Origin of the sequence: Streptomyces paludis (assembly GCF_003344965.1) — a bacterium.
GTDB lineage: Bacteria > Actinomycetota > Actinomycetes > Streptomycetales > Streptomycetaceae > Streptomyces > Streptomyces paludis.
In genome coordinates this window covers 5,277,824-5,296,082 of record NZ_CP031194.1, presented here as the reverse complement: position 1 = coordinate 5,296,082, position 18,259 = coordinate 5,277,824, and the positions used below count along the sequence as shown (strand labels likewise).

The following is an 18,259-nucleotide window of genomic DNA, read 5'->3' as shown; positions in this document are numbered from 1 at the left end:
GTACCCCGGCCGGTGAGGATTGCGGGCTCATTTCTGGTGTCTCCTTCTTCTGGTGTGCTGGTGTTCAGGTGTGCGCCGAGGCCCGGGAGAGGGCGACGGCGGCGTGGGTGAGCAGTCCGAGGGCGGCGGCGCCGCAGGCGAGCGCGGAGACGGCGGGGGCGCCGCCCGCCTCGACCACGGCCCTGACCGGTACGGCGAGGAAGCCGCAGCCGGGGATCCGGCCCGCCAGGGCGGTCGCGCAGGCCAGGGCCTCGGCCGCGCAGGCGGTGGCGAGTCCGGTGGCGGCGGATTCCGGGAAGCCGTGGACGGTCAGCAGCCGGGCGAGCAGGAAGAGGGTGCCGAGGGCGACGGTGGGGGCGAGCGTCTCCGTACCGTTCACCCCTCCGGGGGTGTACGCGGCGAGCAGTGACAGGCCGGTCACGGCGAGGGCGTAGAGCCCCACGAGCGTGAGCAGCAGGGGCCAGGTGCCCGCGGTGAAGTCGGCCAGGCCGCGGCTGCCGTTCAGCCTGCGCCGGGCGTGCACGGCGAAGAGGTGGGCGCACCAGGCGGCGGGGACGACGGCGACGGCGAGCACGGCCAGCGGGGTGAGCGAACCGGGCCAGGGGCCGTCGGGCCCGCCGGCGACGAGCGCGGCGAGGAGTCCGTCGCCGCACAGCAGGTAGCCGAGCAGCCAGTACGTCCAGAGCCCGGCGGCCGGGACCGTACGGCCCCGGCCCTCGGTGCGCAGGGGGCCGCGCCGGAGGCAGGCGGAGAGCGCGCCGGAGAGCGCGAGGGCCCCCGCCAGTCCTATCGCGAGGCGGCCCTGTCCGGTGCTGTGGTCCAGCCCTACGAGGGTGGCGGCGCAGACGGCGCCGGGCAGCAGCGCGTACGCCGTCCAGCGGGCGGGGCTGACGGCGGGGCCGCCGGTGGCCTCGGGAGCGGGGTCGGCCGCCGCCGGGGCGGGGGCGGTGGCGGCTTCGGTGTCCGTGGCGCGCGGCACGCGCGCGTACAGCTCCTCGGCGAGCGAGAAGACGTCCCGGTGCCGGAAGCGGGCGGCGGTCCGGTCGGTGATCCCGTGGGCTTCGAGCCCGGCCGCGATCTCCAGCGGGTCGACGGCCCGCTCGCACAGGTCCCGGTGGCGGTGCATCAGCGCCTTGACGGGGTCGGCGGGTCCCCGGCGGGCGGGGGCGCGGAGCTGACCGGGCGGGGTGGGGAGCGGTGCGGTCATGCGGATGCCTCCTCCGTCAGACGGTCCGACGCGGGGGCGGGCTGCATCGGGGCGGCCTCGGACTCCTGCGCCGGTGCCGGAGCCGGGCTGCCCGAGGTCCAGGGCCCGGGGACATACATCTCCGGCGGGGTCGCGAAGAGCCGCGGCTCCCCGTCCGCGCCGACGGCCTCGGCCGGGCGCCGGACGGGCGCGTGCGAGATGAGTTCGAGGTAGAGGGAGCGGAAGGCCGCGAGATTCTGCTCGACGGTGAACAGCTCCAGCGCGCGGGCGCGCGCCGCCGAGCCGAGGCGCGCCCGGCGCTCGGGGTCGCGCAGCAGGGTGAGGCAGGCGTCGGCGAGCGCCCGCGGATTGCGCGGGGGCACCACCAGTCCCGTACCGCCGATGACCTCGACCACCGCGCCGACGTCCGTGGAGACCGTGGCGCGTCCGCAGAACATCGCCTCGACCAGGCTGACGGGGAAGCCCTCGACGACGCTGGACAGGACGATCACCCCGGCCGCCGCGTAGACGCCGGGCAGGTCGGGTGCCTCGGGGCCGCCGATCTCCTCGAAGGAGACGGGGTTGTCACCGGCGGTGTGCGCGTCCGCCGCCTCGTCCGGGAAGAGCTGCGCGGCGAGCCCCCGGCAGTGGGTGAGATACGCGGCGGCGCCGGGCTCCTCGACGGGCGCGCCCACGATCCGCAGCCGCGCGGCCGGTTCGGCGCCGTGGATGACGGCGAAGGCGTGCAGCAGCGAGATCAGGTCCTTGCCGGGCTCGATCCGGCCGACCCAGACGACGGCCGTCGGATCACCGCCGAGGACGGCCGCGCCGTCCCCGTCGGCCGCGGTGGCGCCCTCCCCGTCCGCCGCCTCCCCCACGCCCGCGAACCGCCGCGCCTCCATGCCGGGGTGGACCGTACGCAGCTTGGCGCGGTCGGCGCCGCACCGCTCCTGCCAGCGGCGGGCGTGCGCGTTGCCGGGGGTGATGGCGCCGGCCTGCCGGTAGACCTCGGCGGCCAGCAGCCGGTGGAAGGCGGCAAGCAGCGCCCGGACCGGCGTCCGGAGACCGGCGTACGCCTCCCCCGTGTCCGCCGCCGTACCCGGGTCCCCCGCCGCGCCGGTCGCGAGGTACTGCGCGCGCAGCCGTACGCCGTACTCGGTGACCAGCAGCGGCACCCCGAAGAAGCGTTTGGCCAGCAGTCCCGGGAGTGCGGCCGGGCCCCCCGAGGCGGCGTGGCACAGGTCGACGGAGGCCAGCGCGTCGGCCCCGTACCAGTCGAGCGAGAGGGGGCGCAGCGCGCGCTCCAGCCGGTCGGCGAAGACCAGGAAGTCGGGGACGGTGGCGGCCTGCGCGCTCCGGCGCGCGCCGGGCGCCCGGCAGGCCGACTCCAGCAGCCGTACGGCGGTCTCGGAGCGGAGCGCCACCCCCAGCCCGCCGGGCCCGCCCGGTCCGCCGGGCCCGCCCGGTCCGCCCGGCCCCCCGCCGCGCCGTCCCGGTCCGCCGTCCCCGTGCCCGCCCGCCAGGTCGGCGAGGCCGTAGAGGCCCGCCGCGAAGGCGTCGGCGGTGGTCGCGTCGTCGGCCCGGGCGGCGCAGACCGCGGTGGCCAGCTGGGCGAAGGAGTCCACGAAGCGGCGCCGGTCGCGCCGCCCGAACCCGCGCCGGCCGCGCCCGTACGGCCCGTGGCCGACGGGGGTCCAGAGCGGGGCGGTCCGTACGCGCGTGACGCGGTCCGGCAGCCGTATCCAGCCGGCGGCCTCCTGCCGGGCGCTGCGGCTCAGCGCGTAGACCTCGAACTCGTGCGGTGCGAGCCCGCGCACGAGCCGGTCGCACCAGAGTCTGGACTCACCCGTCGCGTACGGGTATCCACCGTCCGTGAGCAGTCCGATCCGCACGAGCGCACCCCCGATATCCCTTGTGGACAGCCGCCGTTGATCGGCGACTCACAGCGGGACGACCGTAAGCGGACAACCCGGTGGTGTGATGGACGGTTGTCCGTCGCACCACCGGAAGGGGTGAATGCACGTAACTTTCCCGTACCGGTAGCGTTTGGCGGCGCTACACCACGGCACGGATACGGAGCGTCAGGCCACGGCCACTTCTCGCGCGGCCCCCGGCACCGCCTCGGGCAGCGCCGCGCGGGCCTCGCGCCGGGCCGCCGCGGCCACCGGATCGAGCACCGGTACGGCCGCCAGCAGCTGCCGCGTGTACGGGTCGGCGGGCGCTCCGTACACCTGCGCGACCGTGCCCTGTTCGACGATCCGGCCGGCCCGCATCACCGCGACCCGGTCGCTGACCTGGCGCACCACGGCGAGGTCGTGCGCGATGAAGACCAGCGCGAGCCCCAGCTCCCGCTGCAACTCCGCGAGCAGCGCCACCACCTGGGCCTGGGTCGTCACATCGAGCGCCGAGACGGGCTCGTCGCAGACGATCAGCCGGGGCTCGGCGGCGAGCGCGCGGGCGATCCCGACGCGCTGGCGCTGGCCCCCGCTGAACTCGTGCGGATAGCGGTCGTAGCGGTCCGGATCGAGCCCGACCCGCTCCAAAAGCTCACGCACGCGCGCGTGGATCGCGTTCTCGTCCAGCACCCCGGCGGTGCGCAGCGGATCGGCCACGGACTCGCCCACCGAGCGGCGCGGGTTGAGCGAGGAGACCGGGTCCTGGAAGACCATCTGCAACTCGCGGCGGTAGGGCCGCAGCTCCTTCTCGGACGCCGCGCCGATCTCCGTACCCCGGTACGTGAGCCGGCCGGCGCTCGGGTCGAGCAGCCGGACGAGCATCCGGCCCAGGGTGGTCTTGCCGCTGCCGCTCTCGCCGACGATGCCGAGGGTCTCCCCGGGGGCGACGGTGAGCGACACCCCGTCCACGGCGGCGACGGTCTGCCGCCCCCGCCGGAACTCCCGGCGCAGGTCGACGGCTTCGATCAGCGGCTCGACCTCGGCGGACCGTTCCGCCGGTACGGTCCCGGTCGCCGTTGCGCTCAGGGCCGCCGGTACGGTCCGGGTCACCGGCCCGTCCACCCGGGGCACCGCCGCCAGCAACGCGCGCGTGTACGCGTCCCGGGGTGTGGCGAGCACCTCGGCCACCGGGCCGCTCTCGACCTCCCGCCCGTGCCGCATCACCAGCACCTCGTCCACGCTCTCCGCCGCGACACCCACGTCATGGGTGACCAGCAGCAGCCCCATGCCGGTCTCCTGGCGCAGCTCGTGGAGGAGATCGAGGATCTGGGCCTGCACGGTCACATCGAGGGCCGTGGTCGGCTCGTCCGCGATCAGCAGGCGCGGTTCGCAGGCCAGCGCCATCGCGATCAGCGCGCGCTGGCGCATCCCGCCGCTGAACTCGTGCGGCCGGGAGCGCGCCCGGCGGACCGCGTCCGGGATCCCCACCCGGTCCAGTACCTCCACGGCACGCGCGCGTGCCGCCCGCCGGCCCGCGTCCGTGTGGACGCGGTAGACCTCGGCGATCTGGTCACCGACCGCGTAGTACGGGTCCAGCGAGGACAGCGGGTCCTGGAAGACCATCGCGGCCACCGCGCCGCGCAGGGCGCGCAGTTCGCGGTCGGTGGCGCCGCCCACGTCCGTACCGGCCACGCGCACGCTGCCGCCGACCCGCGCGCCGGTGCCCCGGTGCAGTCCCAGCAGGGCGCCCGCGACGGTGCTCTTGCCGCTGCCCGACTCGCCGACGAGGGCGATGGCGCGGCCGGGCGCGAGCGCGAAGGAGAGCCCGTCCACGGCGCGTACGGTGTCCTCCGCGCCCCCGGCGCCCGCCGTGAAGTCGACGGTGAGGCCGTCGACCTCGACCAATAGCTCTGTCCGCTCGGTCATCGCAGTGCCACCCTTCGGTCGGCCGCCGCGTAGAGCAGGTCGGCCACCACATTCGCCAGCACGACGACCGTGCCCGTCACGAGCACGACGCCCACCACCACTGGAAGGTCGACCACCCGCACGGCGTCGACCAGCGTCTTGCCGATCCCCGGGATGCCGAACAGTGTCTCGGTGAGCACCGCCCCGCCCATCACCGTGCCGAAGTCGTTCGCGTTGAGCGCGATCACCGGCGGCAGGGCGCCGCGCAGCGCGTGCCGGCCCACGATCGCCCGCTCCCCCACGCCGTACGCGCGGAAGGTGCGGATATGGTCCTCGGCCAGCGTCTCCAGCGTCGAACTGCGCGTCAAACGGGCGTACTTGGCGCTCTCGAAGAAGCCCAGCGTCAGCCAGGGCAGCAGCATGTTCCACGCCCACTGCTCGGGGTCGTCCGTCAGCGGTACGTACGAGGGGAACGGCAGCCACCGCAAGTACGCGCAGACCAGCATCAGGAGCAGCAGCCCGAGGATGAAGACGGGCGTGCCGGTCGCCGCGAGCGTGATCACGGTCAGCACGCGCTCGGTGATCCCGCCCCGGCGCAGCGCCGAGAGCAGCCCGGTGCCGACCCCGACGACCAGCCAGACGGCCATGGCGCCGACGGCGAGGGAGAGGGTGGCCGGGGCGCGGTCCAGGATCAGCTGGGTGACCTGCTGGTCGGTCTTGTACGAGAAGCCGAGGCACGGCGCGTCGCAGTGCAGCAGCGCCGTACCGGTGGAGTAGTCGCGGCCGACGAAGATGCCCTGGAGGAAGTGGGCGTACTGGGTGAGGACCGGCTCCCCGAGCCCGAGCCGCTCCCGTACCTGGTCGACCTGCGCGGTCGAGCAGCGCTCGCCGCAGGCCAGCCGGGCGGGGTCGCCGGGGGCCAGATAGAAGAGCGCGTAGATCGCCACGGAGAGCACGAGCAGGACGAGCAGCGCGCCGCCGAGCCGTTTGAGCAGGTAGCGCGTCATGAGGCGGTTTCCTCGGGAGCGGGGTTCTGGCCGGGGGTACGGCCCTTGCGGGCGGCGGCCCGGCCGGAGGCGCGGGTGCCGACCCGCAGCCGGCTGGCCTCGCGCGGGTCGAGCGCGGTCCGTACCGCGTCGCCCAGCACGGTGAACGCGAACACCGTCACGAACAGCGCTCCGGCGGGCAGCAGGACGTACATCGGGTCGGCCCGGAACCAGGTCTGCGCGTTCGACAGCATCTGCCCCCACGACGGTGTCGGCGGCTTGACGCCGATGCCGAGGAACGACAGCGACGCCTCGTTCACGATGTTCATCGGGACGAGGATCGCCGCGTACGTGATGACGGGCGCGGCCAGCGACGGCAGCAGCTCGCGCCGTGCGACCCGCAGCCGGCCGGAGCCGCTGAGCCGGGCGGCGGCGACGAAGTCGAGGCTCTTGAGGGTGAGGGTCTGCGCCCGGACGATCCGGGCCGTACCGCCCCAGTTGAGCAGTCCGATGACCAGGATCAGCAGCAGCGGGCGCGGGAAGCTGTCGGAGACGACGGCGGTCAGGGCGATCGCGAGGACGAGCATGGGCAGGGCGACCATCAGATCGGTGACCCGGCTGAGGAAGGAGTCCAGCAGCCGGTTGCCGAGTCCGGCGGCGAGGCCGACCGCGACTCCGATGATCACCTGCACCACGGTCGCGCCGACCGCGACGAGCAGCGAGATCCGGGCGCCGTACAGCATGCGGACGAACAGATCGCGTCCGGTGCCCGGTTCGACGCCCAGCCAGTGGTCGGCGCTCACGCCGCCGAAGGAGCCGATCGGGACGCCGCCGCGCGCGGAGTCGATCAGCGAGTCGTGGTACGTGTTCGCGTCCTGGCCCTCGATCGCGGCGAGCAGCGGCGCGGCCAGCGCCAGCACGACCAGCAGCACGAGAACGCCCCCGGCCACCAGGGCCGAGGGTCGTCCGCGCAGCCGCCGCCAGACCTGACGCGCGCCCGAGGCGGCGGGGACCGGGGTCCCGGCCGCCGCCCCGGGCACGTCAAGAGCGGGAGGAGAGCTGGTCACTTGACCGCGACCTGCGAGATGTCGAGCACGCCGGTCCAGTTGCTGATGACGATGTTCTTGACGTCCTTGCCGTACAGCCGCTTGTAGACCGGGTGGAAGAGCGGCACGTCGAGAGCCTTGGCGCCGATCGTCTTGTCCAGCTCGCCCCAGCGCGCGGCGGCGGCGGCCGGGTCGGTCAGCTTGTTGATCTCGTCGATCTCCTTGTTGACCGCCGGGTCGTTCAGCTGCGCGTGGTTGAAGTTGGCGCCGTCCTTGACGATCTGGCGGCCGTCGAAGATCGGGGCCAGGAAGGGACCGCCGGACGGCCAGTCCGCGCCCCAGCGGGAGAGGAAGAAGCCGGGGCCGCCCTTGTAGGCCCAGCGCGCCTCGTTGAAGGCGTTCTGGTCGAGGCCGACGAGCTTGACCGTGATCCCGGCCTGCTTGAGCGCCTCCTGAACTGCGGTGGCGACCTCGGGGCTGGTCTCCCGGTTCTGGACGGTGGAGTGGGTGAGGGAGATCGTCAGCCCCTTGGGGTAGCCGGCCTCCTTGAGCAGCTCCTTGGCCTTGGCCGGGTCACCGGTCTTGCCGGCCGGGAAGTGGTCGTACGGCGTGTAGCCGAACGCCTTCTGCTCCGGCAGGAAGGTGGTCGCGGGCTCGGCGAGCGCGGAGCCGCCGGCCGCGTTGATGACGCTGGTGCGGTTGATGGCGTACGAGATCGCCTCGCGCAGCTTCTGGTTGTCGAACGGCTTGACCTTCGGGTTGAAGGCCAGGTAGTTCGTGTAGCCGAAGTGGCCGGTGCCGACCCGGGCGGCGAGCGCCTTGTCGCTGCCGACCTCGGCGAGTTCGGCCGGGCCGAGGTTGGTGTCGGTGGTGACGGCGGCGGCGTCGGCGCCCGAGCTGGTGGCGAGCCGCTGGTTGATGACGGCCGCGTCGAGACCGGACTTGACGTCGATCTTGTCGGGGTAGGCGTGGCGCTGGTCGTCGAGCTTCTCCGACCAGTGCGGGTTGCGCTCCAGGACGATGTGCTGGCCGTCGCCCTCGTTCGAGACGACCCGGTACGGGCCGGAGGAGACGGGCTGCTCCGCGTACTTGGCGCCGGTGTCCTTGGCCTTGGGGACCGGCGCGAACTGCGTCTGTGTGGCCACGAAGGGGAAGTCGCCCTCGGGCTTGTTGAGCTTGAAGACGATGGTCTTCTCGTCGGGCGTCTCGATCGAGGCGAGGCCCTTCTTGTCCTTGTACGGGCCCTCGTAGTCGGCGCCGCCGATCAGCCAGTCGCGCAGGTAGGGGGCGCCGCCGGACAGCTCGGCGGCGAAGGAGCGCTCGATGCCGTACTTGATGTCGGCGGTGGTGATCGGGGTGCCGTCCTCGAACTTCAGCCCGTCCTTGAGGGTGTACGTCCACTCGGTCGCGTCCTTGTTGGGACGGCCGGTGTCGGTGGCGAGGTCGGGGACGACCTTCGTGCCGGCCTCGCCGTTGGCGCGGTTGCGGGTGGTGAGCGTACGGAAGACCAGCGAGGGGACGTTGCCGCCGCCGGAGGTGTAGAGCCGGGCCGGGTCGAAGGTGCTCTGCGGATCGGAGTTCAGGACCGAGAGCGTGCCGCCCTTCCGCGGCTTGCCGTCGGACGCGCCGTCCGTCTTCTTGGCAGCGTTGTCATCGGGGCCGCAGGCGACGGCGCCCGCCGCCATGACCAGGGTGATGGCGGCCGCGGCCACGCGGCGGTGTGTGACGGACGGTTGACGCATCGGAGAGGGCCTCTCGGTGGGCTGCGGCTGCGCGGCAGCGATCGGGCGGTACGGGGAGGTTCTGGGCGCGTGGGCGGGACCGCGCCCGGTGTCCGGGCAGGCGGAAGCGGCACGGAGGAGGGAGAAGTGTTCCGGCGTGCCGTGCCCGGGGACGAACGTCAGGAGGCCCGGGCGGGCGGCGGCGTGGCGGAGCAGGGGCCGGCCGGTGTGCGCTCGGGCGGGGGTCGCGGGTGTCAGCGACAGATGATGTCGGCCACGCACAGCGCCGTCACGCCGATGAGCGCGAGCTCGAAGGCGGCATGACCGGAGACGGTGGCGTGGGGGGACGACATGCCGAGAAATATGGCCGACCACGCGTTCGATGTCAACGCGGAATGAGACGGAGATCTCGCCATGCGGACGTAACACGGGCGAGGTGGCGGTGGTCACGCCGTGGGGTAGACCCAGGGGTTGGGCCTGCACTTGATGCCGTCGATCTCCAGGGTCTTGGTCTGCTGCTGCATCACCGGGGCCAGTTCGCCGGGGGTGCGGCAGCTCTCGTGGTTGTGGCCGAGCCGGTGCCCCACTTCGTGGTTGATCAGCATCTGCCGGTAGGCGAACATCGCCTTGGGACCGAAGGTCTTCGCGCCCTGTGCCCAGCGGTACGCGTTGACCATGACGCGGTCGGTGGCGGCGGAGTCGCAGGAGACGTTGTCGACGGTGGTGTCGAGACCGGATTTGGCGCACCAGACGCCGGTGGTGCCCGGACTCGCCAGGGTGATCACGAAGTCGGGCTGACCGCTGAAGACACGCTCGAAGGTCATGGCGCCGTTGTGGGCCCAACTCCGGTTGTCGTTCAGGGTCTTCTGGACGGCGTCGGCGAACAGCTCGCCGTCGAGGCCGAGTCCGTTCTCGATGTCCACCCGGTAGCGGACGAGCTTCCCCTTGCCGGGCGCCTTGGCCACGCCGGGGACGGCGGTGAACTCGCCCGTCCCCGTCAGATTCGGGTCGAGCGCGAACTGCCGGGTCATCAGCGTCGCGTAGGTGGCGGCGGGCGCCCCGGGCGCCGCCGGGGAGGCCGTCGATGTGCCCGGCTGCTCGGGCGTCGCCCGGCCCACGGAGCGGGAGGTGTCCTCGCCCGCCTCCGCGCGGTCCAGGCTCCCGGCCGCGGCGGCGCCGGTCTCGTCCGTGTCGCCGCCCGCGACCTGTCCGGCGACGACGACCGCGAGGACCGTGGTCAGCGCGGCGGCGGCGATCCCGGTGAGGGCGCGGCCCTTGCCGGCCCTGGCCGGTTCCTCCGGGCCGGGGTGGCCGCTGGCGGCGCCGTCGCCGGCCGTACCGCCGCCCGCCCCGGCGGTGTCCGGCTCACCGGTGAGGACCCCGGAGCGGGCGCCGTCCCGCGCGTGGGGCCGGGCGGCCGGGCCGCCGGACGTCTGGAACGCGTCGAAACCGTCGAACGCGTCGACGAACTCGCGCCGGGGCGCGGGTATCACCGGCCCGGGGGCCGGGGCGGGGGCCTGCGCGGGGACCGTTCGCGGCGCCGCCGGAGCGGGCGCCGTCGCCCCGGGCGCGGCACCGCGCACGCCGGTGGTACGGGGGCCGCCGCGCCAGTCGCCGTAACGCTGCCCGGTGGGCGCGGCGGGGGCGGGGGCGGCGGTGGACGCGGCGGCGGTCGCGGAGCCCCAACCGCCCCCGGACTCACGCTGTTCGGGGTGGCCGCCGCGCACCTGGGGCACGCCGTGCGCGGGGGTGCCGTACTGGGGAGTGCCGTACTGCGGGGTGCCGTGCGCCGGGGTGCCGTAGGCGGGGGCGCCGTACACCGGGACGCCGTGTGACGGAGTGCCGTACCCGTACAGCGGGCTGCCGTGCGCGGGGGTGCCGTAGTCGTCCATGCACTCGGCGCCGTCGTACCCCCGCCGGCCGCTGCCGCCGTCCGCCGGGCCCGCCGTACCGCGCGGCGCGTCCTGGGGTACGGGACCTCTGCGGCTGTGTCGTCCCACGCCCCGGATCAGCTCCTGCCGTCTTCGACTTCTTCGTTGTCTTCGCGGTTGTCTCAGCGGTCGTCTTCGCGTGCGTGCCGGGCCTCGTACTCGCCGATGAAGTCCCGGCAACTCGGCGCGACCTGTCCCGGGTACTCCATCATGGCGACATGTCCCGCGTCCGGAAGGGTCAGGAGGCGGGAATCACGGAAAGCCGTCGACGCCCTTCGGGCCATACGGTACGAAACAAGCTGATCCCGCCCGCCGTAGACGAGCAGGGTGGGCGCGAGCACCCGCTCGGCCCGCCGCCACAAACCGTGTTGACCGCCGAGCGTGTACGCGTTGACGATACCGCGCGCCGAGCCCGCCATCGCCTGCCAGAAATGCGGTAGTTGAAGCCGCCGTTCCAGGTCCGCCACCGCGTCGCGCAGCTCGCTCTCGGTGACCGCGGCGGGGTTCCCGTAGGTGACCGACATCGCCCCGAGCGCCCGCTGTTCCGCCGTCCAGTGCCTGGTCAGCCGGAGGAACAGCGCGGCCAGTCCGGGCACGGCGATCAGCGCGGTCGGCAGCGCGGTGCGCTGCACCCGGATCTCCGGCAGCGCGGGCGAGACCAGGGTCAGGGTCCGCACCAGATCGGGCCGGGCGGCGGCGACCTGGGTGGCCACCGCGCCACCCAGCGAGTTGCCGAAGAGATGGACGGGACCGCGCCCGCCCGCGTCCAGCAGCCGAACGACGGCGCGCGCGTGCCCGGCGACGGAGTAGTCGCCGTCGCGCGGCGGCGCCGAGTCGCCGAAGCCGGGCAGATCGAGGGCCTCGCCGTCGACCAGGTCGGCGAGCAGCGGCATCAGCGCCGACCAGTTCCGCGAGGACCCGCCGAGCCCGTGGACGTACAGCGCGGGCGGCGTCCCGGAGCGGGTCGCGGGGAGCGATCTCACGTTCAGCGTGAGCCCGGGCAGCTCGACGGAGCGCAGCCGCTCGCCCTCCGCGACCCGTACGGGACTCACCTTCGGAACCACCGCGGCGGCGATGGAATCCGGCACCTCGGTCGACGACATGCGGGCAATGTTACGAGACGATCACGCCCCGCTCGCTGTGTTCGCCGTCACAGGCCGCATGGCGCCGTACCTCCGTGGCTTCTAGGCTCGTAGGGGAGAGGAAGGGGGACGGAATGGCGGTCGATCCCACAGACCCCGACACCTTCGAGACGAACGGTGAGGACGGCGAGCTGGACGACGAGGTCCCCGAGGCCGACGCGGCGGAGCAGCAGCGGGAGGTACGGCACCGGGGCGACGAACCGTTGACCCATATCGACCCGGACCGGGCGAGCGAGGGGGACGCCGCCGACCAGGCGCGGGCGGCGGACGGCGACGGGGACGAGGACGACTACCGCCCGTGACGGGAGAGGGCTCCTGAGTCGCCCCGGGGCCCTTCCGGCGCGCCCCCGCCGCGTCCCCGGACCGGCGCCCGGACCGGTCCCCGGTCCGACCTTTGGGCTGAGCTTTCGGAAACGGGGGGCTCCATGAAATTCTGCGTCCGCACGACGCGCCGTCCCGTTACCCAAAAGTACGATGGCGGAGCGGCGCATCGCGCGCACGGAACGATTTGGGAGGCGGCGTGACAGCCATAGAGCAGACCGAGGCGGCACGCCCGAGAGGTACCCGCCTGCCGCGCCGCGCCCGACGCAATCAGTTGCTGGGCGCGGCACAGGAAGTCTTCGTCGCGCAGGGTTACCACGCGGCCGCGATGGACGACATCGCCGAGCGGGCCGGTGTCAGCAAGCCGGTTCTCTACCAGCACTTCCCCGGGAAGCTGGAGCTGTATCTCGCCCTGCTCGACCAGCACTGCGAGGCGCTGCTCCAGGGGGTCCGTACGGCGCTCGCGTCCACCACGGACAACAAGCTGCGCGTCGAGGCGTCCATGGACGCCTACTTCGCCTATGTCGAGGACGAGGGGGGCGCGTTCCGGCTGGTCTTCGAGTCGGACCTGACGAACGAGCCGGCGGTGCGCGAGCGCGTCGACCGGGTCGCCCTCCAGTGCGCGGAGGCCATCTCCGATGTGATCGCCGAGGACACCGGGCTCTCCAAGGAGGAGTCCATGCTGCTGGCCGTGGGGCTCGGCGGGGTCTCCCAGGTGGTCGCCCGCTACTGGCTCTCCAGCTCCTCCACGATCCCCCGCGAGCAGGCCGTCCGGCTGCTCACCTCGCTCGCCTGGCGCGGTATCGCCGGCTTCCCGCTGCACGGCGCGGAGGCGCACTGACCGGGCGCGGCCGGGTCAGGTTCGCCGCTTGTTCGCTGCGGGCGTGCCCCGGGACGTCTTCCGGGTGGTCTCTCCGGGCTAATGTGTGCGAAGTACGGCGCGGCTGATCGCGCAACGCAGACCGTTCGGAGGGACATAGCCGTGGAGGTCAAGATCGGCGTGCAGCACACGCCCCGCGAGATCGTTCTGGAGAGCGGGCAGTCCGCGCAGGACGTCGAGCGAGCCGTGGCCGACGCGCTCGCCGGCAAGGCGCAGCTGCTCAGCCTGACGGACGACAAGGGGCGCAAGGTGCTCGTACCGGCCGAGCGGATCGCGTACGTGGAAATCGGTGAGCCGACGGCGCGACGGGTCGGTTTCGGCGCGCTGTGACCGCTGTCGTCATCTGAACAGCACGAAGCACGGCACGGAGGCCCGGTGGGAATCCCCCACCGGGCCTCCGTGCTGTCCGGAGCGGTTCCGGGGCGGTTCGGAGCCGCCCAGGAGAGCGGGCGGAAGGGTTGCGTCCGCCCGACTCCGGGTAGTGACGTGCTGGGCCGAAAGGTCCGGACCGCAAGTCCACTCCCGGCGTGCGTGAGGTGATCAGCAGTGATCCTGGAAGTCCTCGGATCGGTCCTGCTCGGACTCGGTCTCTCGTGGGCGGCGGCCCACCGGTTCTCCCACCGGCTTCCGGCACAGCGGACGGTGTATCTCGCGGGGCCGCTCGGCGCGCTCTTCGGCCTGTATCTGACCCACACGGCGCTCGGCCCCGGCCACGCGTACGCGCCGTTCGCCGGCGCCCTGCTGGTGGGCGCGGTGCTGCTCTCGCTGCTGATCCGCCCGACGGGACACCGGATCGGACGGACGCTGCCGTCCCGGAGCGTCGTGTAGCCGCGTGGTCGCGCGGGGAAGGTCCGTACGGCATCGGTACGTACGGGTACGGTCCGCGCCGTACCCGTCCTCAGCTCCGTGCGGTCAGGCGGCCAGTCCGAGCGCGGCCATGCGCTTGGTGTGCGCCTCGGTGATCCGGGAGAACATCCGGCCGACCTCCGCGAGGTCGAAGCCGTCGGCCACCCCGCCCACCAGCATCGTGGAGAGCGCGTCCCGGTCGGCCACCACGCGCTGCGCCTGCGAGAGCGCCTCGCCCATCAGGCGGCGCGCCCAGAGCGCGAGCCGGCCGCCGACGCGCGGCTCGGCCTCGATCGCGGCGCGCACCTTCTCGACGGCGAAGTTCCCGTGACCGGTGTCGTCCAGTACGGCCAGCACCAGCGCACGGGTGTCGGTGTCGAGCCGGGCGGCGACCTCGCGGTAGAAGTCACTGGCGATCGAGTCGCCGACATACGCCTTGACCAGGCCCTCCAGCCAGTCGGAGGGCGCGGTCAGCCGGTGGAAGTCGTCCAGCGCCTTGGCGAACGGCTCCATCGCGCCGGTCGGCTCGGCGTCGATCGCGCGCAGCCGGTCGGTGAGCCGCTCGAAGTGGTGGAACTCGGCGGCGGCCATCTTCGCCAGCGCGGCCTTGTCCCCCAGGGTCGGCGCGAGCTTGGCGTCGTCGGCGAGCCGCTCGAAGGCCGCCAGCTCGCCGTAGGCGAGGGCGCCCAGCAGATCCACGACGGCGGCACGGTACTGGGGCTCCGCCGAGGCCGTGGCCCAGTCCTGGGCGGCGATTCCGGTGGGCTGGTCGGCCGCGGTCCCGTTCGCGGGCTCGGCCGCGGCTGCGGGCTCGGTGGGCTGGTCGGGCGTGTCGGGCGTCTCCATGAAGCGCACAATAGCCCGCTCCGCGCACCGCGTAAGGGGCTGGTCAGACAGCGCTGTCCGACCGTTCCGGCGAATTCGCCCAACACACATGCGCGAATCCGGGGTACAGTGATAATGCGCCTGCCGACTTTTCGGCGGGCCATCCCATGTGTGACAGCATGTGCTTCACAGTGTTTGACAGCTTTTGTACGGAAGTCCTTCCTTCCGTACAGGCCCCAGAGGATGCCCGGTCGGTGGCCCGATCGGCTCCGACCCCGACCGCCCTCCGCGCGGACCGTGCGCACAGCTGCGCATGACTTCGCAGATGAGGGGCCCCCTCAGCGGCACGAGCGCTTGAGCGACGGCAGTGGTCCCACGCCATCCGGCCAATCCATGGCCGGGCGAGTACCCAGGCGCGGTACGACCCCCAGCGTTCGCCTCGCGTCGCGTCTCACAGAAGAGGCAGCACCCTGACTACGACTTTCCGAGAACTCGGAATCCTTCCCGAGACCGCCGAGGCGCTTGAAGCCGTCGGCATCCTCTCCCCGTTCCCCATCCAAGAGATGACCCTCCCGGTCGCCCTGTCCGGCAAGGACGTCATCGGCCAGGCCAAGACCGGCACGGGCAAGACGCTCGGCTTCGGCCTGCCGCTGCTGGAGCGCGTCACCGTGCCCGCCGATGTCGAGGCCGGCCGCGCCGTGCCCGAGGAGCTGACCAACGCTCCGCAGGCCCTGGTGGTCGTACCGACCCGCGAGCTGTGCCAGCAGGTCACCAACGACCTCCTCACGGCCGGCAAGGTGCGCAACGTACGCGTGCTCGCCATCTACGGCGGCCGGGCCTACGAGCCGCAGGTCGAGGCGCTCAAGAAGGGCGTCGATGTGATTGTCGGCACCCCGGGCCGGCTGCTCGACCTGGCGGGCCAGAAGAAGCTCGACCTGTCGCATGTGCGCGGGCTCGTGCTCGACGAGGCCGACGAGATGCTCGACCTGGGCTTCCTGCCCGATGTCGAGCGGATCCTCCAGCTGCTGCCGCCCAAGCGCCAGACGATGCTCTTCTCCGCGACCATGCCGGGCGCGGTCATCGGCCTCGCCCGCCGCTACATGTCGCAGCCCACCCACATCAGCGCCACCTCGCCGGACGACGAGGGCGCGACCGTCGCGAACACCACCCAGCGCGTCTACCGGGCGCACTCGATGGACAAGCCCGAGATGGTCGCGCGCATCCTCCAGGCCGAGGGCCGCGGACTCGCGATGATCTTCTGCCGTACGAAGCGGACGGCCGCCGACATCGCCGACCAGCTCGCCCAGCGCGGCTTCGCCTCCGGCGCGGTCCACGGCGACCTGGGCCAGGGCGCCCGCGAGCAGGCGCTGCGCGCCTTCCGCAACGGCAAGGTGGATGTGCTCGTCTGCACGGACGTCGCCGCGCGCGGTATCGACGTCGAAGGTGTGACGCACGTCATCAACTACCAGTCGCCCGAGGAGGAGAAGACCTACCTCCACCGCATCGGCCGGACCGGCCGGGCCGGCGCGTCCGGTACGGCGGTCACGCTGGTCGACTGGGACGACATCCCTCGCTGGCAGCTGATCAACAAGGCGCTGGACCTCGGCTTCCCGGACCCGCCGGAGACCTACTCCACGTCCCCGCACCTCTTCGAGGAGCTGAACATCCCGGCCGGCACCAAGGGCGTCCTGCCGCGTGCCGAGCGCACCCGCGCGGGGCTGTCGGCGGAGCAGGTCGAGGACCTCGGCGAGACGGGTGGCCGAGGCCGCCGGTCCGCCGCCGCGCCCGCCCCTGCCGTACGGGAGGAGCGCCCGCCGCGCACCCCGCGCCAGCGGCGCCGTACCCGTGGCGGAAGCAGCGCGCCGGACGCGGCCCCGGTGGCCGTGACCGCCGCGTCGCTGCCGCCGCTCGCGCCTCCTGTCGCGGAGCCCGAGCCGCAGTTCCAGACGGCCGTGCCGATGGACATCGTCCCGGAGCGGTCCCCGGCCGAGGCGCGCACCCCGCGCCGCCGCCGGCGCACCCGGGTCGCCGCAGAGCCGGTGGCGGAGGCCGCCGTGGTCGCTCCCGTAGCGGCGCCCGCGGTGACTCCCGTCGCCGCTGAGCCGGAGGCCGAGGCGGCGGCCAAGCCGCGTCGCCGCCGGACGCGGGCCGTGAAGCCCGTGGCCGAGACCGTCGAAACGGCCGCTGTCGTCGAGGCCCCCGTGGCCCCCGTCGCGGAGACCGCGGAGGCCCCGGCCGCCGAGGCCAAGCCCCGCCGCCGTACCCGCGTCACCAAGCCCAAGGCCGACGCGGTCGCCGAGGCGGCCGAGCCGGTGGAGACCGCCGAGGCGCCCGCCGCCGAGGTCAAGCCCCGCCGCCGTACCCGCGTCACGAAGCCGAAGGCCGACGCGGTGGCCGCCGAGTCCGCCGAGGCGGCGGGCGAGGCCGCTCCGGCCCCGCGCCGCCGTACCCGTACGGCCAAGGTCGCGGTCGAGGCCCCGGCCGAGGACTGACCGACCGCACCACCAGCACCACCAGCACCACCTGCATCACCAGCTGGACCCACGCCCGATGGCCCGCCACCCGCACAACGGGGTGCCGGGCCATCGGCGTTCGTACGGACGGCCCGGACACGGCCCCGGGCGCACGGCCCCCGAGGGCGCGGTTAGCCTCGTCGCATGAGCAGGCCGCCCACCTTCACCCCGCCCCCCTGTGCCACCGCGCACACCCTCGCGACCCGGCGCGGGCGGTTCGCCGTCCTCGACGGCCGGCCCGCCGGTGAGCCGCTGGGGACCGTACTGCTGCTGCCCGGGTTCACCGGGAGCAAGGAAGACTTCATCGCGCTGCTGGAGCCCCTCGCGAAAGCGGGCTACCGCGCCGTCGCGGTGGACGGCCGCGGGCAGTACGAGACAGCCGGTCCGGACACCGAAGAGGCTTACGCCCAGGGCGAGTTGGCCGCCGACGTACTCGCGCAGGCCGAGGCGCTCGACACCCCGGTGCATCTCCTCGGGCACTCGCTGGGCGGCCAGATCGCCCGCGCCGCCGTCCTGCTCGACCGGAGCCCGTTCACCACGCTGACACTGATGTCCTCGGGGCCCGCGCGGGTCTCGCACTCCCAGCGCGAGCGGCTGGCGCTGCTGCGCGACGCGCTCTCGGGCGGTATGACCATGGAGCAGGTCTGGGAGGCCATGCGCGCGATGGACCCGCCGGAGGAGACCCCCGTCGACGGCGACGAGCTGCGCACCCGCTGGCTGCGCACCCGGCCGGCCCAGCTGGTCGTGACCGGCCGGCAGCTGAGCCAGGAGCCCGACCGGGTCGCCGAGCTGGCCGCCGTACGGCGGCTGCCGCTGCATGTGATTTCCGGGGAGTACGACGACACCTGGCCGGTGGAGCAGTTCGACGCGATGGCCGAGCGGCTCGGCGCGCGCCGGACGCGGATCGCCGGGGCGCGGCACTCCCCCAACACCGACCGCCCGCAGGAGACGGCCGCCGCGCTGACGGATTTCTGGGACGACCCGTTCCGGGACGACCTGCTCTAGAACGGGACCACCGCCCGGGAACGGGACCACCGCGCGAGAACGGGACCGCCGCCCGCG

Annotated in this window: 16 protein-coding genes; 6 read left to right on the top strand and 10 right to left on the bottom strand. The window is 73.6% G+C overall.

The window, feature by feature from the left end:
* Positions 1–64: 64 nt before the first annotated feature.
* The 9 genes from DVK44_RS23430 to DVK44_RS23395 form a co-directional block, all read right to left on the bottom strand.
* Entirely contained in the window at positions 65–1,207 is a 1,143-nt protein-coding gene (locus DVK44_RS23430; RefSeq protein WP_114661451.1) for a hypothetical protein, read from the bottom strand.
* Positions 1,204–3,078 (bottom strand): DUF3492 domain-containing protein, encoded by a 1,875-nt coding sequence (locus DVK44_RS23425; protein WP_114661450.1) that lies wholly within the window; start codon positions 3,076–3,078, stop codon positions 1,204–1,206. Before DVK44_RS23425 ends, DVK44_RS23430 begins: the two co-directional genes overlap by 4 nt.
* A gap of 189 nt (positions 3,079–3,267) precedes the next feature.
* Positions 3,268–5,007: a dipeptide ABC transporter ATP-binding protein gene (locus DVK44_RS23420; RefSeq protein ID WP_114661449.1), complete on the bottom strand. Its 1,740-nt coding sequence runs from the start codon at positions 5,005–5,007 to the stop codon at positions 3,268–3,270.
* Positions 5,004–5,993 carry an ABC transporter permease gene (locus DVK44_RS23415; RefSeq protein ID WP_114661448.1) on the bottom strand — a complete coding sequence of 330 codons (990 nt, stop codon included), beginning with the start codon at positions 5,991–5,993 and terminating at the stop codon, positions 5,004–5,006. Before DVK44_RS23415 ends, DVK44_RS23420 begins: the two co-directional genes overlap by 4 nt.
* Positions 5,990–7,012, bottom strand: a complete 1,023-nt coding sequence (locus tag DVK44_RS23410) for an ABC transporter permease (RefSeq protein WP_114661447.1) — start codon at positions 7,010–7,012, stop codon at positions 5,990–5,992. The genes DVK44_RS23415 and DVK44_RS23410 overlap by 4 nt, the downstream gene beginning before the upstream one ends.
* Before the next feature lie 23 nt (positions 7,013–7,035).
* On the bottom strand, positions 7,036–8,760 hold the full coding sequence (locus tag DVK44_RS23405) for an ABC transporter substrate-binding protein (RefSeq protein ID WP_114661446.1): 1,725 nt from the start codon (positions 8,758–8,760) through the stop codon (positions 7,036–7,038).
* A gap of 233 nt (positions 8,761–8,993) precedes the next feature.
* Positions 8,994–9,092, bottom strand: coding sequence for an Ms4533A family Cys-rich leader peptide (locus DVK44_RS37820; RefSeq protein ID WP_331461629.1), 99 nt, complete (start codon positions 9,090–9,092; stop codon positions 8,994–8,996).
* A gap of 93 nt (positions 9,093–9,185) precedes the next feature.
* Positions 9,186–10,739 carry a DUF3152 domain-containing protein gene (locus tag DVK44_RS23400; protein WP_114661445.1) on the bottom strand — a complete coding sequence of 518 codons (1,554 nt, stop codon included), beginning with the start codon at positions 10,737–10,739 and terminating at the stop codon, positions 9,186–9,188.
* A 53-nt stretch (positions 10,740–10,792) separates the two neighbouring features.
* Complete coding sequence (locus tag DVK44_RS23395; protein ID WP_114661444.1) at positions 10,793–11,773, bottom strand: alpha/beta fold hydrolase; 981 nt, start codon at positions 11,771–11,773, stop codon at positions 10,793–10,795.
* A 113-nt stretch (positions 11,774–11,886) separates the two neighbouring features.
* Here DVK44_RS23395 and DVK44_RS23390 point away from each other — a divergent pair, with 113 nt between their 5' ends.
* The 4 genes from DVK44_RS23390 (at position 11,887) to DVK44_RS23375 (ending at position 13,841) form a co-directional block, all read left to right on the top strand.
* The gene (locus DVK44_RS23390) at positions 11,887–12,114 is read left to right on the top strand and encodes a hypothetical protein (protein ID WP_114661443.1); all 228 of its coding nucleotides are present in this window, start codon (positions 11,887–11,889) and stop codon (positions 12,112–12,114) included.
* A gap of 218 nt (positions 12,115–12,332) precedes the next feature.
* Positions 12,333–12,974 carry a TetR/AcrR family transcriptional regulator gene (locus tag DVK44_RS23385; RefSeq protein ID WP_114661442.1) on the top strand — a complete coding sequence of 214 codons (642 nt, stop codon included), beginning with the start codon at positions 12,333–12,335 and terminating at the stop codon, positions 12,972–12,974.
* Positions 12,975–13,115: 141 nt separating this feature from the next.
* Complete coding sequence (locus tag DVK44_RS23380; protein WP_162794024.1) at positions 13,116–13,343, top strand: DUF3107 domain-containing protein; 228 nt, start codon at positions 13,116–13,118, stop codon at positions 13,341–13,343.
* A 216-nt stretch (positions 13,344–13,559) separates the two neighbouring features.
* On the top strand, positions 13,560–13,841 hold the full coding sequence (locus DVK44_RS23375) for a hypothetical protein (protein WP_114661440.1): 282 nt from the start codon (positions 13,560–13,562) through the stop codon (positions 13,839–13,841).
* An 84-nt stretch (positions 13,842–13,925) separates the two neighbouring features.
* Here DVK44_RS23375 and DVK44_RS23370 read toward each other — a convergent pair whose 3' ends face one another.
* Positions 13,926–14,714: a ferritin-like fold-containing protein gene (locus tag DVK44_RS23370; protein ID WP_114661439.1), complete on the bottom strand. Its 789-nt coding sequence runs from the start codon at positions 14,712–14,714 to the stop codon at positions 13,926–13,928.
* Positions 14,715–15,247: 533 nt separating this feature from the next.
* Here DVK44_RS23370 and DVK44_RS23365 point away from each other — a divergent pair.
* Entirely contained in the window at positions 15,248–17,176 is a 1,929-nt protein-coding gene (locus DVK44_RS23365; protein WP_228447338.1) for a DEAD/DEAH box helicase, read from the top strand.
* A 165-nt stretch (positions 17,177–17,341) separates the two neighbouring features.
* Positions 17,342–18,202 (top strand): alpha/beta fold hydrolase, encoded by an 861-nt coding sequence (locus DVK44_RS23360; RefSeq protein ID WP_114661437.1) that lies wholly within the window; start codon positions 17,342–17,344, stop codon positions 18,200–18,202.
* The last annotated feature ends 57 nt before the right edge of the window (positions 18,203–18,259 follow it).